Annotated in this window: 14 protein-coding genes and 1 pseudogene; 13 read left to right on the top strand and 2 right to left on the bottom strand. The window is 69.4% G+C overall.

Annotation, left to right across the window (positions count from 1 at the left end):
- Positions 1-179: 179 nt before the first annotated feature.
- The 3 genes and pseudogenes from NV348_RS05295 (at position 180) to coaD (ending at position 4,628) form a co-directional block, all read left to right on the top strand.
- Positions 180-3,579: pseudogene (locus NV348_RS05295) on the top strand (pyruvate carboxylase).
- Positions 3,576-4,139, top strand: coding sequence for a 16S rRNA (guanine(966)-N(2))-methyltransferase RsmD (rsmD, locus tag NV348_RS05290; RefSeq protein ID WP_447145969.1), 564 nt, complete (start codon positions 3,576-3,578; stop codon positions 4,137-4,139). Before NV348_RS05295 ends, rsmD begins: the two are co-directional and overlap by 4 nt.
- A gap of 3 nt (positions 4,140-4,142) precedes the next feature.
- Complete coding sequence (gene coaD, locus NV348_RS05285; protein WP_447145968.1) at positions 4,143-4,628, top strand: pantetheine-phosphate adenylyltransferase; 486 nt, start codon at positions 4,143-4,145, stop codon at positions 4,626-4,628.
- Positions 4,629-4,667: 39 nt separating this feature from the next.
- Here coaD and NV348_RS05280 read toward each other — a convergent pair whose 3' ends face one another.
- Positions 4,668-5,198, bottom strand: coding sequence for a GtrA family protein (locus tag NV348_RS05280; protein WP_447145967.1), 531 nt, complete (start codon positions 5,196-5,198; stop codon positions 4,668-4,670).
- A 250-nt stretch (positions 5,199-5,448) separates the two neighbouring features.
- Between NV348_RS05280 and NV348_RS05275 the strand changes: the two genes are divergently transcribed.
- The 10 genes from NV348_RS05275 (at position 5,449) to NV348_RS05230 (ending at position 15,720) form a co-directional block, all read left to right on the top strand.
- On the top strand, positions 5,449-6,222 hold the full coding sequence (locus NV348_RS05275; protein WP_447145966.1) for a DivIVA domain-containing protein: 774 nt from the start codon (positions 5,449-5,451) through the stop codon (positions 6,220-6,222).
- An 87-nt stretch (positions 6,223-6,309) separates the two neighbouring features.
- Positions 6,310-6,993 carry a YceD family protein gene (locus NV348_RS05270; RefSeq protein ID WP_447145965.1) on the top strand — a complete coding sequence of 228 codons (684 nt, stop codon included), beginning with the start codon at positions 6,310-6,312 and terminating at the stop codon, positions 6,991-6,993.
- A 2-nt stretch (positions 6,994-6,995) separates the two neighbouring features.
- Positions 6,996-7,178 (top strand): 50S ribosomal protein L32, encoded by a 183-nt coding sequence (gene rpmF, locus NV348_RS05265; protein ID WP_138447171.1) that lies wholly within the window; start codon positions 6,996-6,998, stop codon positions 7,176-7,178.
- A gap of 3 nt (positions 7,179-7,181) precedes the next feature.
- Positions 7,182-7,916: a ribonuclease III gene (gene rnc, locus NV348_RS05260; protein WP_447145964.1), complete on the top strand. Its 735-nt coding sequence runs from the start codon at positions 7,182-7,184 to the stop codon at positions 7,914-7,916.
- A 76-nt stretch (positions 7,917-7,992) separates the two neighbouring features.
- Positions 7,993-8,853, top strand: coding sequence for a bifunctional DNA-formamidopyrimidine glycosylase/DNA-(apurinic or apyrimidinic site) lyase (gene mutM / locus NV348_RS05255; protein WP_447145963.1), 861 nt, complete (start codon positions 7,993-7,995; stop codon positions 8,851-8,853).
- Between the two features lie 63 nt (positions 8,854-8,916).
- Positions 8,917-9,498 (top strand): dihydrofolate reductase family protein, encoded by a 582-nt coding sequence (locus tag NV348_RS05250; RefSeq protein WP_447145962.1) that lies wholly within the window; start codon positions 8,917-8,919, stop codon positions 9,496-9,498.
- A gap of 5 nt (positions 9,499-9,503) precedes the next feature.
- Positions 9,504-10,541 carry a PHP domain-containing protein gene (locus tag NV348_RS05245; RefSeq protein ID WP_447145961.1) on the top strand — a complete coding sequence of 346 codons (1,038 nt, stop codon included), beginning with the start codon at positions 9,504-9,506 and terminating at the stop codon, positions 10,539-10,541.
- A gap of 96 nt (positions 10,542-10,637) precedes the next feature.
- Entirely contained in the window at positions 10,638-12,125 is a 1,488-nt protein-coding gene (locus NV348_RS05240; protein WP_447145960.1) for a PstS family phosphate ABC transporter substrate-binding protein, read from the top strand.
- 284 nt (positions 12,126-12,409) lie between these two features.
- On the top strand, positions 12,410-13,579 hold the full coding sequence (locus NV348_RS05235) for a glycosyltransferase family 4 protein (RefSeq protein WP_447150945.1): 1,170 nt from the start codon (positions 12,410-12,412) through the stop codon (positions 13,577-13,579).
- The gene (locus tag NV348_RS05230; protein ID WP_447145959.1) at positions 13,576-15,720 is read left to right on the top strand and encodes an amylo-alpha-1,6-glucosidase; all 2,145 of its coding nucleotides are present in this window, start codon (positions 13,576-13,578) and stop codon (positions 15,718-15,720) included. The genes NV348_RS05235 and NV348_RS05230 overlap by 4 nt, the downstream gene beginning before the upstream one ends.
- 48 nt (positions 15,721-15,768) lie before the next feature.
- Here the strand turns inward: NV348_RS05230 and NV348_RS05225 are convergent, their stop codons facing one another.
- The gene (locus tag NV348_RS05225) at positions 15,769-16,638 is read right to left on the bottom strand and encodes a potassium-transporting ATPase subunit C (protein WP_447145958.1); all 870 of its coding nucleotides are present in this window, start codon (positions 16,636-16,638) and stop codon (positions 15,769-15,771) included.

The raw sequence follows: 16,638 nt of genomic DNA, 5'->3' as shown, positions 1-16,638 counted from the left end.
CCCGGCCCGCGCCGCCCGCGTGACCTGCGCTTCGGCGGCGCACCGCCGACCGCCCGCCACGGTGAGATGTGACGGCTCGATGAACGCAACTTCGCAGGTGGGCGGGTGTGCGATGTGAAGATTGCTGCGAAGCCACCTTGCGTGACTGTCCTGCGGTCACGTCCGGGTACCGTAGTCCAATGTTCTCGAAAGTCTTGGTCGCCAATCGTGGTGAGATCGCCATTCGCGCCTTCCGCGCGGCATACGAACTCGGCATCGGAACGGTCGCGGTGTTCCCTCATGAGGACCGCAACTCCGTCCATCGGCTGAAGGCGGCCGAGTCGTACCAGATCGGCGAGGAAGGGCACCCGGTCCGGGCGTACCTGTCCATCGAGGCGATCATCGACGCGGCCAAGAGCGCGGGCGCCGACGCGATCTACCCCGGCTACGGCTTCCTCTCCGAGAACCCCGACCTCGCGGCCGCCTGTGAGCGCGAGGGCATCACCTTCATCGGCCCCTCGGCCGGCGTGCTGGAGATGGCGGGTAACAAGGCCACCGCCATCGCCGCCGCCAAGGCCGCCGGGCTGCCGGTGCTGAAGTCCAGCGAGCCCTCCGCCGATATCGACGCGCTGCTGGCCGCCGCCCAGGAATTCGAGTACCCGATCTTCGTCAAGGCCGTCGCCGGTGGTGGCGGTCGCGGTATGCGCCGGGTCGCCGCGCCCGAGCAGCTGCGCGAGTCGATCGAGGCGGCCTCGCGCGAGGCCGAGTCGGCCTTCGGCGATCCGACCGTGTTCCTCGAGCAGGCCGTGGTGAACCCGCGCCACATCGAGGTGCAGATCCTGGCCGACCAGCACGGCAATGTCATGCACCTGTTCGAGCGCGACTGCTCGCTGCAGCGCCGGCACCAGAAGGTGATCGAGCTCGCGCCCGCGCCGAACCTGGATCCCGCACTGCGCGAACGGATCTGCGCCGACGCGGTGGCCTTCGCCCGCCAGATCGGCTACAGCAACGCCGGCACCGTGGAGTTCCTGCTCGACGAGCGCGGCAACCACGTGTTCATCGAGATGAACCCGCGCATCCAGGTCGAGCACACGGTCACCGAGGAGATCACCGACGTCGACCTGGTGCAGTCCCAACTGCGGATCGCCGCCGGGGAGACCCTCACCGATCTGGGCCTGAGCCAGGACACGGTGTCGATCCGGGGCGCCGCGCTGCAGTGCCGCATCACCACCGAGGACCCGGCCAACGGCTTCCGCCCCGACACCGGTCGCATCACCGCCTACCGCACGCCCGGTGGCGCGGGCATCCGCCTCGACGGCGGCGCGAACCTGGGCGCGGAGATCGGCGCCTACTTCGACTCGATGCTGGTCAAGCTGACCTGCCGCGGTCGCGACCTGCCCGCCGCCGCCGCGCGCGCCCGGCGCGCGCTGGCCGAGTTCCGCATCCGTGGCGTCACGACCAACATCCCGTTCCTGCTCTCGGTGCTCGACGACCCGGACTTCCAGGCGGGCCGGGTCACCACCTCGTTCATCGATGAGCGGCCCGAGCTGCTGACCTCGCGCGGCTCGGCCGACCGTGGCACCAAGATCCTGAGCTACCTGGCCGACGTCACCGTCAACAAGCCGCACGGCGACCGCCGTACCACGGTGTACCCGTACGACAAGCTGCCGGCCGCCGATCTGACCCTGCCGCCGCCGGACGGCTCGCGCCAGCGTCTGCTCGCCCTCGGCCCGGACGGTTTCGCCAGTGCCCTGCGCGAGCAGAAGGCGCTCGGCGTCACCGACACCACCTTCCGTGACGCGCACCAGTCGCTGCTGGCGACCCGCGTGCGCACCAACGGCCTGCTCGGTGTGGCCGGACACGTCGCCCGGCTGACCCCCGAGCTGCTCTCGATCGAGGCCTGGGGCGGCGCGACCTACGATGTGGCGCTGCGCTTCCTGCACGAGGACCCGTGGGAGCGGCTGGCCGCGCTGCGCGAAGCCGTGCCCAATATCTGTCTGCAGATGCTGCTGCGCGGTCGCAACACCGTCGGCTACACGCCGTACCCGGAGCAGGTCACCCGCGCCTTCGTCTCCGAGGCCGCGACCACCGGCATCGACATCTTCCGCATCTTCGACGCGCTCAACAATGTCGACCAGATGCGCCCGGCCATCGACGCGGTGCGCGAAACCAACACGGCCATCGCCGAAGTCGCGCTCAGCTACACCGGCGACCTGCTCGACCCGAACGAGTCGCTCTACACGCTGGACTACTACCTGAAGCTGGCCGAGCAGATCGTCGACGCGGGCGCGCACGTGCTCGCGATCAAGGACATGGCGGGCCTGCTGCGCGCCCCCGCGGCGGCGAAGCTGGTCACCGCGCTGCGCAGCAACTTCGACCTGCCGGTGCACGTGCACACCCACGACACCCCCGGCGGTCAGCTGGCCACCTACCTCGCCGCCTGGCAGGCCGGCGCCGACGCGGTCGACGGCGCGTCGGCGGCGATGGCGGGCACCACCTCGCAGCCCGCGCTCTCGGCGATCGTCGCCGCCACCGCGCACACCGAGCGCGACACCGGCCTGAACCTGCAGAACGTGTGCGATCTGGAGCCGTACTGGGAGGCGCTGCGCAAGGTGTACGCGCCGTTCGAGTCGGGTCTGCCCGCGCCGACCGGGCGCGTGTACACCCACGAGATCCCGGGTGGTCAGCTGTCGAACCTGCGTCAGCAGGCGATCGCGCTCGGCCTGGGCGACCGGTTCGAGGAGGTCGAGGCCAAGTACGCCGCGGCCGACCGGCTGCTGGGCCGCCTGATCAAGGTGACCCCGTCGTCGAAGGTCGTCGGTGACCTGGCGCTGGCGCTGGTCGGCACCGGCGTCGACATCGAGGACTTCGCCGCCGATCCGGGCCGCTACGACATCCCCGACTCGGTGATCGGCTTCCTGCGCGGTGAGCTCGGCGAGCCCGCCGGGCGGCTGGCCCGAGCCGTTCCGCAGCAAGGCGCTGGCCGGGCGTAACGAGCCCAAGCCGGAGACCCCGCTGACCCCGGCCGACCAGTCCGGGCTCGACGGCACCTCGCAGGAGCGTCGCGACACCCTCAACCGCCTGCTGTTCCCCGGCCCGACCGCGGAGTTCCAGGCGCACCGGGAGAAGTACGGCGACACCACCGGGCTGTCGGAGAACCAGTTCTTCTACGGTCTGCGCCGCGGCGAGGAGCACCGGGTACAGCTGGAGAAGGGCGTCACCCTGCTCATCGGGCTGGAGGCGATCTCCGAGCCGGACGAGAAGGGCATGCGCACGGTCATGTGCATCATGAACGGGCAGCTGCGTCCGGTCGCGGTGCGGGACCGCTCGATCGCCTCCGAGGTGCCCGCCGCGGAGAAGGCCGACAAGAACAACCCCGGCCACATCGCGGCGCCGTTCGCCGGCGTCGTCACGCTGGCGGTGTCGGAGGGCGACGAGATCCACGCGGGCGACACCGTCGGCACCATCGAGGCGATGAAGATGGAAGCGGCCATCACCGCGCCGCGCGCCGGCATCGTCGGCCGGATCGCGACCGCCAAGGTCCAGCAGGTCGAGGGCGGCGATCTGCTGGTGGAACTGGCTGCGCGCGAGTCGGAATGACGCGCATCGTCGCGGGGACGGCAGGCGGGCGGCGGCTGAAGGTGCCGCCCGCCGGTACCCGGCCCACCTCGGACCGCGTGCGCGAGGCCCTGTTCAGCGCCATCGACGCGCGCCTCGACCTCGACGGTGCACGCGTCGTCGACCTGTACGCGGGGTCGGGCGCGCTCGGTCTGGAGGCGCTCTCGCGCGGCGCCGCGCACGCCCTGCTGATCGAGGCCGACCGCAAGGCGGCCGCCGTCGTGCGCGCCAATATCGCCGAACTCGGCCTGCCCGGCGCGGAACTGCGCCTGGGCACGGTCGGCTCGGTGCTGGCGCACGCCGCGCCGAGTACCTACGACCTGGTCTTCTCCGACCCGCCGTACGACGTGAGCACCGAGGACGTGATCGCCGACCTCACCGCGCTGGCGGCCAATGGCTGGCTCGTGCCCGACGCGCTGGTGATCGTCGAGCGGTCCATCCGCTCACCCGAAATCGCCTGGCCCGCAGGCTATGCGCCGCTGAAGCCGCGCAAGTACGGGGAGACCAGAATCGAGCTCGCAGAGTTCGGTGCTAGCGTCTGAACCATGGCTGCAGCACTGTGCCCCGGCTCCTTCGACCCGGTCACCAACGGTCACCTCGACGTGTTCGCTCGCGCGGCCGCGCAGTTCGACGAGGTGGTCGTCACCGTCAACGTGAATCCCAAGAAGCAGGGCATGTTCACCGTCGAGGAGCGCATGGAGTTGTTGCGCGAGTCGGTGAGTCACCTGCCGAACGTGCGGGTCGCGTCCTGGCAGGGCCTGACGGTCGACTTCGCCAAGCAGGAGGGCATCACCGCGATCGTGAAGGGCCTGCGCGACGCGGGCGACTTCGGCTACGAGCTCCAGATGGCCCAGATGAACCACAAGCTGGCCGGCGTCGACACCTTCTTCATCGCCACCAACCCGTCGCTGAGCTTCCTGTCCAGCTCCCTGGTGAAGGAAGTCGCGGCCTACGGCGGCGACGTGAGTGACATGCTCCCGCCCGCAGTGCACAAGCGCCTCCTCGATCGGCTCGCCGAACGCCGGAGCTGATCTCGGACCCGGATCTGGCCCGAGTCGCGGAGAGCCGGATCAGAAGACCAGGCCGCGCAGGGCGAGGAAGCGCATGCCGCCGACCGCGGCGGTGATGGCGAGTACGGCCAGTGCCTGCACGCTGTCGCCCAGGCCGGGCGCCCACACACCGAGGGCGGCCAGGCCCGCGGTGGTGATGCCGAGACCCAACAGGGCGAGTCCGCCGCCCTCCCACTGCGCGGTGAACCAGGTGACCCGGTCGGCGGCGTGGAAGGTGAGCTGACGGTGCAGTTCGTTGGCGATGATCGTGCTGACGACCGAACCGGCCACATTGGCGATCAGCGGGCCGATGCCGTGCATGGCGAAGAACAGCAGCACGTAGGCGATATTGCTGGAGCCACCGACCAGGGCGAAGCGGATGAGCTGCGGGAGCGCGCGGTCGCCGCGCAGGTAGGACAGGGCGTTGTCGAACCGGGGGCGCAGCACGGGGGCGGGTTCGCTCGGCGCGACGACCGGGAACGGGCCGGTCCAGGGAGTGAACATGCCCGCGACAGGCAGCACCGAGCTTCTCGGTGTTTCCAGAACGGTCATGGTCGACTCCGATCCTGTCGAAAGGCGTCGAGGAGTACAACAGCAATAAACGTGCAGTGCTTCCCGGCGGACGGCGTTGTCGTGCCTACCGATGGTAGCGGAAGTGGAGGGGTTCACTCCACTTGATATCTGTGCGATCTAGGACACTCTCGCGACACACCGCGACGACATTCGGAACACGCGCCGCCGACGGGCACACTGGGCCACGGCGGTAGTGGTTTCGCCGTGAGGAAGCAGGAGGGTAGTGAGCATGTATCGCGTATTCGAAGCACTCGACGAACTGGTCGCCATCGTCGAAGAGGCGCGCGGCATCCCGCCGACTCGCAGCTGCATCGTGCCGCGCGGCGACGTTCTCGAACTGCTCGACGATGTCCGCGACGCCCTGCCCGGTGAGCTCGACGACGCCCAGGACGTCCTCGATCATCGCGACAAGATCGTCGGCGACGCCCGCACCGGCGCCGAGGCCACCGTCACCTCGGCCAACGACCAGGCGCGCACGACCATCGAGCAGGCCCGCGCCGAGGCCGACCGCATCCTGGCCGACGCCAAGGCGCACGCCGACCGGATGGTCGCCGAGGCCACCACGCACGCCGATCGCCTGGTCGCGACCGCTCAGGCCGAGGCCGACCAGGTCATCGCCGACGGCAACGCCGAGTACGACGAACTCACCAGCCGCGCCCAGGTCGACGCCGACCGGGCCATCCAGGCGGGCAAGGACTCCTACGAGCGCTCGGTCGCCGACGGCAAGGCCGAGCAGGCCAGGCTGGTCGCCCAGACCGAGGTGGTGCGGGCCGCGCACGCGGAGTCGGCGCGCCTGATCGACAGCGCCCAGGCCGAGTCCGACCGGGTGCGCGCCGAATGCGACGACTACGTCGACGAGCAGATGGCCGATTTCGGCAACAGGCTCGCCGAGATGGAGGAGACGCTGAACACCACGCGGCGCACGATCACTCGCGGCCGTCAGCAGATGCGCGGCGGTCAGGCCGCCGAATACCCGGAATACGCCGCCGAGCACCGGCGCTGAGCGCACTCCCGCGTTTTGAGTTCGGACGGGGTCCTGCCGTACTGTTGAGTGGTTGCCCAAATCCCCTCAGAAGTAAGTGAGTCAGTGATGCCCGCCGCTTCCGGTTCGCCCTCGCGTCCGCACAAGACCAGTGGTCCTGTGTCCGACGCGGGCTTCGTGCTGGATGTCCGCAGTCTCGGCCGTCGGCCGGGAACCATGCGGGAGCTGCGTCGCACCGTCACCGACCATGAGCGGCTGGGTCTGGATCTGATCGCCATCCCGGCCGACGCCGCGGTGGAACTCGACCTGCAGCTGCAGGCCGTCTCGGAGGGTGTGCTGGTCACCGGCACGGCGTCCGGGCCGACGGTGGGGGAGTGCTCGCGCTGCCTCGAGCCGTTCGACGACCAGGTCGAGATTCGTCTGACGGAGCTGTTCGCGTATCCGGACAGCACCACCGAGCAGACGACCGAGGACGACGAGGTCTACCGCATGGAAGACGACCTCATCGACCTCGAGCCGGTGATCCTCGACGCCATCGGGCTGGAGCTTCCGCTGCAGCCGCTGTGCACCCCGGACTGTGCGGGCCTGTGCCCCGAGTGCGGTGTGCGGATGGCGATTGCGGGTCCTGATCATGGGCATGAGATACTGGACCCTCGCTGGGCCAAGTTGGCGAGTTTCGCCGCCGAGGCGCCCGGCACCGGCGACCCCGCTGAGGGTTCCACCACCCCAGACCGATCCGCTCCCGTGGCAAACGATGCCCACGTGGTCAGCGAAAACACAGAGGAGAAGTAGCCGTGGCTGTTCCCAAGCGCCGGATGTCCCGTTCCAACACCCGGTCGCGGCGCAGCCAGTGGAAGGCCGTCGCGCCGACCCTGGTCACCTGCCCGAACCGTGCCTGCGGTGAGAAGACCCTCCCGCACATCGCGTGCCCGTCCTGCGGCACCTACAAGGGCCGCCAGGTCACTTCCGCTGTCTGATTCGTGACAGCCAGCAAAGACACTGCAGGCTCGGCCGATCACGCCAGTCTGCTCACCGCCCTCGGTGTCGACGTACGACCGGAGCTGCTGCGCCTCGCGCTGACGCACCGGTCGTACGCGTACGAGAACGGCGGTCTGCCGACCAACGAGCGCCTCGAGTTCCTCGGCGACTCGGTACTCGGCCTGAGCATCACCGAACGGCTCTACACCGAGCATCCCGAGAAGTCCGAGGGTGAGCTCGCGAAGTTGCGCGCCAGTGTGGTGAACATGCACGCGCTCGCCGAGGTGGCGCGTGGTCTCGGCAACGGCGGACTCGGTCAGTACCTGCTGCTGGGCAAGGGCGAAGAGCTCACCGGCGGCCGCGACAAGCCGAGCATCCTCGCCGACGGCATGGAGTCGCTGCTCGGCGCCGTGCATCTCGAGCACGGCATCGAGGTGGCCCGTGGCGTCGTGCTGCGGCTGTTCGCCGAACTGCTCGAGCGTGGCCCCCGCATGGGCGCCGGTCTGGACTGGAAGACCAGCCTGCAGGAGCTCACCGCCGAGCGTGGCCTCGGTGTGCCCAACTACGAGATCACCTCCACCGGCCCGGACCACAACAAGGAGTTCACCGCGACCACGGTGATCGCCGGTCGTCCGTACGGGCAGGGTGTCGGCCGCTCCAAGAAGGAAGCCGAGCAGAAGGCCGCGGGCACCGCCTACAAGGCACTCACCGACGAATCCTCCGTCACCGAAGCGTGACCACGGCGGGCCGGCGGCGGCAGCGGAGCATAACCACGCAGGCCCTCGAGGGCCTGCGCGGCAAGGCAGCCTGACCGTGCCCGAACTGCCCGAAGTCGAAGTAGTGCGGCGCGGTCTGGCCGATCATGCGGTCGGCCGGGCGATCGACGCCGTCACCGTCACCCATCCGCGGGCCGTGCGCAGGCACGTCGCGGGTGGGGCGGATCTGGCGGCCCGGCTGACCGGGCTGAAGATCGAGGGCGCGCAGCGTCGCGGCAAGTACCTGTGGCTCACCTTCGATGAGCCGGACACCGCGCTGGTCGTCCACCTGGGCATGAGCGGGCAGATGCTCGTGCAGCCCGCGGACGCCCCGGTCGAGAAGCACGCACATATCCGCGCCGTCCTCGGTGACGGCAGCGAGCTGCGTTTCGTCGATCAGCGCACCTTCGGCGGCTGGGCGCTGGCCGACCTCGTCGAGGTCGACGGCACCGTGGTCCCGGACTCCGTCGCCCACATCGCCCGCGATCCGCTGGACCCGCGCTTCGACGCCGAGGCCGTGGTCGCCGCGATCCGGGCCAAGAACACCGAGATCAAGCGGGTGCTGCTCGATCAGACCGTGGTGTCGGGCATCGGCAACATCTACGCCGACGAGGCGCTGTGGCGGGCAGGTCTGCACGGCGCCCGGGTGGCCGCCGAACTCACCCGGCCGGTGGTGCGCCGGCTGCTCGATGGCGTCACCGCGGTCATGAGCGAGGCGCTGGCTGTCGGCGGCACCTCCTTCGACGCGCTGTATGTGAACGTGAACGGTGAATCCGGCTATTTCTCCCGGTCACTGGCCGCTTATGGCCGCGAGAACGAGCCGTGTGATCGCTGCGGCTCGCTGCTGATCCGCGAACAATTCATGAATCGCTCGTCGTTTTCCTGCCCCAAGTGTCAGCGGAAGCCGCGCCGCCGCTGATCCGGGCGCGCTACCGTTTCTCCTGACAGGTCGTATCGGACCGGGTCCGTGCAGGAGGACGTTATGCGCAAGCTGACCTATTTCGTGGCATCGACGATCGACGGCTTCATCGCCGCCGAGGACGGGACCCTGGACTTCTTCCCGGTCGGCGGCGACCACGGGCCCGCGATCATTTCGCAGTACCCCGAGACCCTGCCGACCAAGGTGCGCGAGGCGCGCGGCATCGCGGCGGGCAACGTCTACTTCGACACCGTGATCATGGGCCGCAAGACCCACGACTTCGGGGTGCGCACCGGCACCGCCAGTCCCTACGAGCACCTGCGGCAGTTCGTGGTGTCCACGACGCTGCCCGAGTCGCCCGCGCCCGGGGTCGAGCTGATCTCTGCCGACCCGATCTCCGCCGTGCGGGAGCTGAAACGTGAAGCAGGACTGGGGATCTGGCTGTGTGGTGGTGGTGAGCTGGCGCAGACGCTGCTGCCCGAGATCGATCAGGTGTTCCTCAAGCTGCATCCGGTGGTGCTGGGGACCGGTCGTCCGCTGTTCGGCGGCGGCACGAAACTGCCGGAGCCGGAACGCTTCCGGGTGATCACCAGTCGCGTGTACGCCGACGGTGTCGCGTTCCTCAAGTACGGCCGGATCGGGTAGCGCGGGTGACGTCGGCGGCGGGTCCGGGCCCGGTGGCGGCCCTGCGCGAGATCGGGTTCTGGCTCGAGCGATCACGCGCGCAGACCCATCGGGTGAAGGCGTATCGTCGCGCCGCCGATATCGTCGCCGGCCTGTCGGAGTCCGAACAGGCGACCCGGGCGAGCGAGCACAGCTGGCGGGAGCTGCCCGGCATCGGCCCCAAGACCGCCGCCGTCATCGAACAGGCCTGCGCCGGTGCGGTTCCCGACTATCTGGCCGAGCTGCGCGGCGCCGCGCAGCCCATCGCCCCCGCGGGCGACCCGCTGCGGACCCTGCTGCGCGGTGACCTGCACACCCACTCGGACTGGTCCGACGGCGGCAGCCCGATCGCGGAGATGATGGGCGTCGCCGCCGCGCTCGGCCATGAATACTGTGCGCTGACCGATCATTCGCCGCGGCTGAAGGTCGCCAACGGCCTGTCCGCCGACCGGCTGCTGCGCCAGCTCGATGTGATCGCCGACCTCCAGGAGCAGCTGGCACCCTTCCGCATCCTCACCGGCATCGAGGTCGACATCCTCGACGACGGCACCCTCGACCAGCGGGCCGATCTGCTGGAACGCCTGGATATCGTTGTCGCCAGCGTGCATTCACACCTGCGCGACGACAGCGCCACCATGACCAAACGCATGGTCTATGCCGTCGCGAATCCGAATGTCGACATCCTCGGTCACTGCACCGGCCGCCTGGTCGAAGGCAATCGCGGCACCCGCCCCGAGTCCAGCTTCGACGCCGAACTCGTCTTCGAGGCCTGCCGCAAGTACAGCACCGCCGTGGAGATCAACAGCCGCCCCGAACGCCGCGATCCACCCGGCCGCCTCATCGACCTCGCCGTCGAGATGGGCTGCCAGTTCAGCATCGATACCGACGCCCACGCCCCCGGCCAATTGGCCTGGCAGGGTTACGGTTGCGAGCGCGCGCTGGCCCACGGCGTCCCCGCCGACCGGGTGATCAACACCTGGCCGGTCGACGAGCTGCTGACCTGGTGCGCGACGACCGCCGGGTGAAGACTCGCCGAACAACCGGCGTCGGGCGCCGCGGGCGCGGATCGGCCTGATAGACAGTCGGTTACAGGTATCCGGGGTGAGGGGGGAGGAGCGCCGATGGGCGAGTTCCCGGTGGAGATCGTGCTGTCGACGCTCGGTCTGCTCGTAGCGACGGCCGCGTTTCTGCGTGAGTTCGTCTTCGTCGGCCGCAAGCGCCTCGGCTATCGCGTGCAGATGAATACGCCGGCCAGCCGGATCCAGCTCGCCGACCCGAACGGCACGGCCGCCCAGGGGGACACCTCGGCGGGACAGCCGGTGTCGGTGGTGCTGATCCGGATCGAGAACTACGGCTCCACGGTGATCGAGGCCGACGACTACGCCGGCGAGAGTCCGCGACTGCTGTTCCCGCACCACACGATCCGGGCGATCGAGGTCACCGAGCGCGTCACCCGCACCGGGCACTCGGTGACCGCGCTGAGCGACGCCCTGCGGGAGCTGGCCGCCGGCGTCGGCGCGGACAATGCCGCGCGGATCGTGCTGCCGAGCGAACGGCTCGAACGCGGTGAGCACTACAAGGTGCTGGCGGTGCTCGCGGGTCCGGCGCCCGATCCGCAGGACATCAACGCGGCGAAGGTGGTGACCACGGCGGGCAGTCTCAAGGGCGGGCGATTCGTCGAGACCACCAGCCGCTCCCGGCGCGAACCCGCGCTGCTCGGGCTGAGCGTGTTCCTCGCCCTGGTGGTGATGGTGCAGTTGCTGGCCACCGTGCTGCGCGGCGACCCACCGCCGCGCGACTGCGCCGCGGGCGAGCTGACGATAGTCGGATCGACCGCGATGGCGCCGATGATCCGCAAGGCCGCGCAGAACTACGAGAAGACCTGCACCGGAGCGCGATTCACCTTCGACTTTGCCGGCACCGAGCCCGGCCTGCGCACGATTACCAAGGCCGGGCCGACCACGGGCATGCTTGCGATCGGCGACGGCGCCAAGGGCACCTCGTTCGAGGCGCTCACCGAACTCCCGCTGGCGCGTGGCTCGTTCTCGCTGGTGGTGCATCCCGGTGTCGGCGTGAAAGACGTCTCGACCCAGCAGGTCCGGGACCTGTACCGCGGAAACATCAAGAACTGGAACCAGATCGGCGGACCCGATCTGCCGGTGGTCCTGATCGACCGGACGGCGGGTTCGGGCACCCGGCGCGCGCTGGAATCGCGTCTGCTCGAGGACAACCGCAAGGTGTTCCGCTACACCAGCTGCATCGGCATGGCCGCGGGTGGCGAACAATGCGAGGTCGACGTCACCGACGAAGTGGCTACGTTCGTTGCCAAAATGCCTGGCGCGGTGGGGTATCTGGAGACTTCGGTCGTCGACGACCAGGTCGCGGCGGTCACGATCGACGGGGTGAGTCCGACACCCGAGACGATCCGGTCCGGCGCCTACCGGTTCACCGGTGTCGAGTACGCCTACACTCACGGTCCGATCGCCGGTGATTCGCTGGTCGCGCAGTTTCTCGACTACCTGACCCGGGGTAAGGCCAGGCTCACCATGACCGAGTTCGGCAACATCCCGTGCGTCGACCCGGTCGAACCGAAATTCTGTACGCCGTAGACCGCCTCTGACGGCGTAATCTCCTGTCTCGTCAGGCAATCGCCGACATGTTTTGCCAGCAAACCACTGGTTTACTCCCCGGTAGCGGGGTACGTTCCACTACGGCCCCTCTGTTCAGGCGGGCACCCGCGTGGTGCGTTTCCCGCTTGGCCAGGCCAACCATGCCCCATGGACGGCGGTGAAGCTCTCGTCTCCACCTCCGCCGAGGCGGCCATCTCTTGTTCGCGCAAGTGTTGCGAGGTTGTGTCCCTGGAAGGAAGGTCATGAGTGCAGATACGTCGGCAATGTCGCCGACCGGGTTCTCCACGTCCGATCTCTATTCGATCGAGCACAACGGTGGCCCACTGCGGATCGCGATGGTGGTTCCACCGTATTTCGATGTACCCCCGAAGGCCTACGGCGGTGTCGAGGCCGTAGTCGCCGATCTGGTCGATTCGCTCTGTGAGCGCGGCCATCACGTCACCCTGTTCGGTGCGGGCGAACCGGGCACCAAGGCGGATTTCGTCCCGCTCTGGGACCGGATCGTGCCGGAACGACTCGGCGATCCGTTCCCCGAGGTGGTGCACGCGCTGCGCGTGCGCCGCGCGATCGAGCGCCTGGCCGAGACCCAAGGCATCGACCTGGTGCACGATCACACCTTCGCCGGCCCGCTCAACGCCCCGGCGTACGCCAATCTGGGCCTGCCGACCGTGGTCACCGTGCACGGGCCGGTGCAGGACGACTGCTACCGCTACTACCGCGAACTGGGCGAGGAATGCTCGCTCGTCGCGATCAGCGACCGGCAGCGCGAACTCGCGCCCGAGCTGCCGTGGGCGGGCCGCGTGCACAACGCGTTGCGGCCGGACATGTGGCCGTTCGTGACCGAGAAGCAGGAGTACGCGCTGTTCCTCGGCCGCTTCACGATGGACAAGGGCCCGCATCTGGCCCTCGACGCCGCGCACGCGGCGGGCATCCCGCTCATCCTGGCGGGCAAGTGCTCCGAGCCACCGGAGAAGGCCTACTTCGAGGAGTACGTGCGACCACGGCTGACCGATGCCGATCACGTTTTCGGCCTCGCCGACGCGGCGGCCAAGCGTAAACTGTTGTCCGGAGCACGGTGTCTGCTGTTCCCCATTCGCTGGGAGGAGCCGTTCGGCATGGTGATGATCGAGTCGATGGTCTGTGGAACGCCGGTGGTCGCGTTGCGCGGTGGTGCGGTGGCCGAGGTCGTGGTCGACGGCGTCACCGGGCGCATCTGCGAGGAACCGGACGAACTGCCCGCCGCCATCGCCGAAGTCGCGACGTTCGATCCGGCGGCCTGCCGGGCGCACGTGGAGGCGAACTTCGGCGCCGACACTCTCGGTGGCGGCTACGAGCAGGTGTACCGGCAATTGTTGGCCCGCACCACGATCGGCTACGGCAACGCCTTCACATTGCCGATGCCCGTCGGGGCGGCGGTCAGCGGGCGCCGATGAGCCTGAACAACGCGTCGCCGCCGAGCCCGCTCAACGCGGGGGAACCCGCGGGGCTCGGCGGCAACGGCGGCAATGTCACCCTCGTCGAAGGCGGCACCTTCTGCCTGTCCGACCGGCTCGGTGACATCGAGCCAGGCAAGCCACAGGGCCTGTTCTTCCGTGACGCGCGGGTGATCTCGCGCTGGGAGCTGATGATCGACGGCAAGCGGCCCGAGCCGCTGTCGGTGCTCAGCCCGGAGGCCTTCGCCGGGCGGTTCGTGCTGCGCAGGCCGCCGCAACAGGGCCGGGCCGACAGCACCCTGCTGGTCGTGCGCGACCGGCTCGTCGCCGAGGGTATGCACGAGCTGATCACCCTGGAGAACATGAGCCGCGAGGCCACCGCGGTGGTGCTCGAGCTGCACGTCGACGCCGATTTCGTCGACCTGTTCTCGGTGAAGGAAGGCCGGATGGGCGGGCGCCGCGCGGAGATGACGACCTCCGACGGCGAACTGCTGCTGCATGACCGGGCCGACCTGTCGCGCGGGCTCGCGCTCACCTCGACGGTCGAGCCGATGGTGCTGCCCGGCACCATGATCTGGCGCGTCGTCGTGCCCGCGGGTGGCCGCTGGCAGACCGAGATCACCGCGCAACCGGCGGGTGCCGCGCAGCGCCCGCAGACCCAGGGCACCCCCGGCGAGCGCTACCGGGCGAGTGAGCCGGTGCGCAAGATCCAGGCCTGGCGGGCCACCGCCACCGACATCAGCGCCGATTCCGGGCTGCTCAACCAGATCCTGCGCCGCAGCGAGAGTGATCTGGGCGCATTGCAGATCCACACCGATTCCGGCACGGGCCGGCCGTTCGTCGCCGCGGGCGCGCCCTGGTTCATGACGCTGTTCGGCCGGGACTCGCTGCTCACCGCGTGGATGTCGCTGCCGCTGGAGACCGATCTCGCCCTGGGCACACTGCAGCAGCTGGCCGAATTGCAGGGCCAGACGGTTGATCCGCTGGTGGAGGAGGAACCGGGCCGGATCATGCACGAGATGCGGCGCGGCCCCTCGGTCGGGCAGGTGCTCGGCGGGCAGATCTACTACGGAACCGTCGATGCCACACCGCTGTTCGTGATGCTGCTGGCCGAGTGCCTGCGCTGGGGCGCCGACCCGGCCTCGATCGCCACCCTGCTGCCCGCGGCCGACGCCGCGATCGGCTGGATCACCGATTTCGGCGACCGCGACGACGACGGGTTCGTCGAGTACGTGCGCGCCACCGATCGCGGGCTGATCAACCAGGGCTGGAAGGACAGTTTCGACGGGATCAACGACGCCGCAGGGCATATCGCGCAGGCCCCGATCGCGCTGTGCGAGGTGCAGGGGTACGTGTACGCGGCGTATCTGGCCCGGGCGGAGCTGGCCGATCAGTTCGACGATCCGGCGCTGGCTACCCGGATGCGCGAGCGGGCCGCCGAGCTGCGGACGAAGTTCGCCGAACAGTTCTGGCTACCCCAATGCGGCTGGTACGCCGTGGCCTTGGACGGCAGCAAGCGTCAGGTCGACGCGCTGACCAGCAATGCGGCGCACTGCCTGTGGTCGGGGATCGCCACCGACGAACACGCCGAGATCCTGATCGCGAACCTGGCCAAGGCCGAGATGGATTCGGGCTTCGGCCTGCGCACGCTGGCCTCGACCATGGGCGCCTACAACCCGATGAGCTATCACTGCGGGTCGGTGTGGCCGCACGACACCGCGATCGCGGTCGCCGGGCTGATGCGGTACCAGCACGTGCCGGGAGCGGTGGCACTGGCGACGAAGCTGTCGGCCGGATTGCTCGACGCCGCCGCCGCGTTCGACGGCAGGCTGCCCGAGCTGTTCTGCGGTTTCCCGCGTGCCCGCTTCGCGGCGCCGGTGCCCTATCCCACCTCGTGCTCGCCGCAGGCGTGGGCCAGTGCCGCACCGCTGCTGCTCGTGCGCTCGTTCCTCGGGCTCGACCCCGATGTGCCCGCCAAGGTCCTGACCGTGCGGCCGCAGGTACCGCAGTCGTGGGGCTGTGTGCGGCTCTCGGAGTTCCGGCTCGGTGACGCCACCGTCGACCTCGAGGTCTGCGGGTCGGCGGTGACGGTGACCGGGCTGCCCGAGGGGTGGGCGCTGATCACCGACGAGGAGTCCTAGCACGACACCGGGGCCGGATCCGTGGTGGATCCGGCCCCGGCTCGGCACTCAGTCGCGGACGGGGAACCGGTCGTCCAGAGCGAGATTGAGCTCGACGACATTCACCCGAGGCTCACCGAGGAACCCGAGCGTGCGGCCGGCAGTGTGGGCCGCGATCAGCTCACGCACCTGATCGCCCGTGATGCCGCGAGCCTTCGCCACCCGCTCGACCTGGATGGCCGCGTACTCGGGGGAGATGTGCGGGTCCAGGCCGCTGCCGCTCGCGGTGACCGCGTCGGCGGGCACCGCCGCTTCGGCCGGGGCGTCGCCGAGGATCGGGATGATCCGGCCGACCGAGTAGTCCTCGCCCTCCTTCGCGCACGCCACGGTCACGCCGCGGAAGGTCGCCAGGAACGGCTGCGCCGGGCAGAGCTCGTTCACACTGACGACCTGCACCGGCCGCGACACATCGCCGTCGGCGTCGCGCGGGCCGATCACCGAGAGCACCGCGCCGACACCGTCTTTCGTGCAGAACTGGCGGGCGCCGTCGACCCCCTCACGGTCGCCGACCTCCTTCGAGCGGGTGCACACGGTCGTGAGCAGACTGGTGCGGGCGGTCGTGTCGACGATGTCCTCCGGGCCGAGATTGCTCGCGGCGGTGGACAGCGGGTCGTAGCCGTCGCCGGCGGCCGACGGACGGCTCTGGAAGTACTGCGTCATGGCATTGCCGTCGGCGTCGGTGAACGACTGCCCGATCAGGCTGGAGCCCACCAGTTCCCCGTCCCGCTCGATCAGCGAGCCGTCGGCTTTGTCGTTCAGTCCCGGCAGCTGAGCCACCGCGAAAACCGCGACGGGGTAGACGATTCCGGTGATCACGGTCAGCACGAGCAGGGCGCGCAGGGCGGCCAGGTGCTGGCGGATCCAGGTTGACATACGCAT

The sequence above is a fragment of the Nocardia fodinahabitans genome (assembly GCF_052983615.1).
The sequence above is the reverse complement of the archived record's forward strand: the minus strand, read 5'-3'. Positions and strand labels throughout refer to the sequence as shown.

Excerpts from the sequence above, each read along its gene's own strand:
- rsmD (WP_447145969.1), top strand. The coding sequence starts at position 3,576 with ATGACGCGCATCGTCGCGGGGACGGCAGGCGGGCGGCGGCTGAAGGTG.
- NV348_RS05275 (WP_447145966.1), top strand. The coding sequence starts at position 5,449 with ATGTATCGCGTATTCGAAGCACTCGACGAACTGGTCGCCATCGTCGAA.
- NV348_RS05230 (WP_447145959.1), top strand. The coding sequence starts at position 13,576 with ATGAGCCTGAACAACGCGTCGCCGCCGAGCCCGCTCAACGCGGGGGAA.
- NV348_RS05235 (WP_447150945.1), top strand. The coding sequence starts at position 12,410 with ATGTCGCCGACCGGGTTCTCCACGTCCGATCTCTATTCGATCGAGCAC.
- NV348_RS05250 (WP_447145962.1), top strand. The coding sequence starts at position 8,917 with ATGCGCAAGCTGACCTATTTCGTGGCATCGACGATCGACGGCTTCATC.
- NV348_RS05270 (WP_447145965.1), top strand. The coding sequence starts at position 6,310 with ATGCCCGCCGCTTCCGGTTCGCCCTCGCGTCCGCACAAGACCAGTGGT.
- NV348_RS05225 (WP_447145958.1), bottom strand. The coding sequence starts at position 16,638 with ATGCGTATGTCAACCTGGATCCGCCAGCACCTGGCCGCCCTGCGCGCC.
- NV348_RS05280 (WP_447145967.1), bottom strand. The coding sequence starts at position 5,198 with ATGACCGTTCTGGAAACACCGAGAAGCTCGGTGCTGCCTGTCGCGGGC.
- coaD (WP_447145968.1), top strand. The coding sequence starts at position 4,143 with ATGGCTGCAGCACTGTGCCCCGGCTCCTTCGACCCGGTCACCAACGGT.
- NV348_RS05240 (WP_447145960.1), top strand. The coding sequence starts at position 10,638 with ATGGGCGAGTTCCCGGTGGAGATCGTGCTGTCGACGCTCGGTCTGCTC.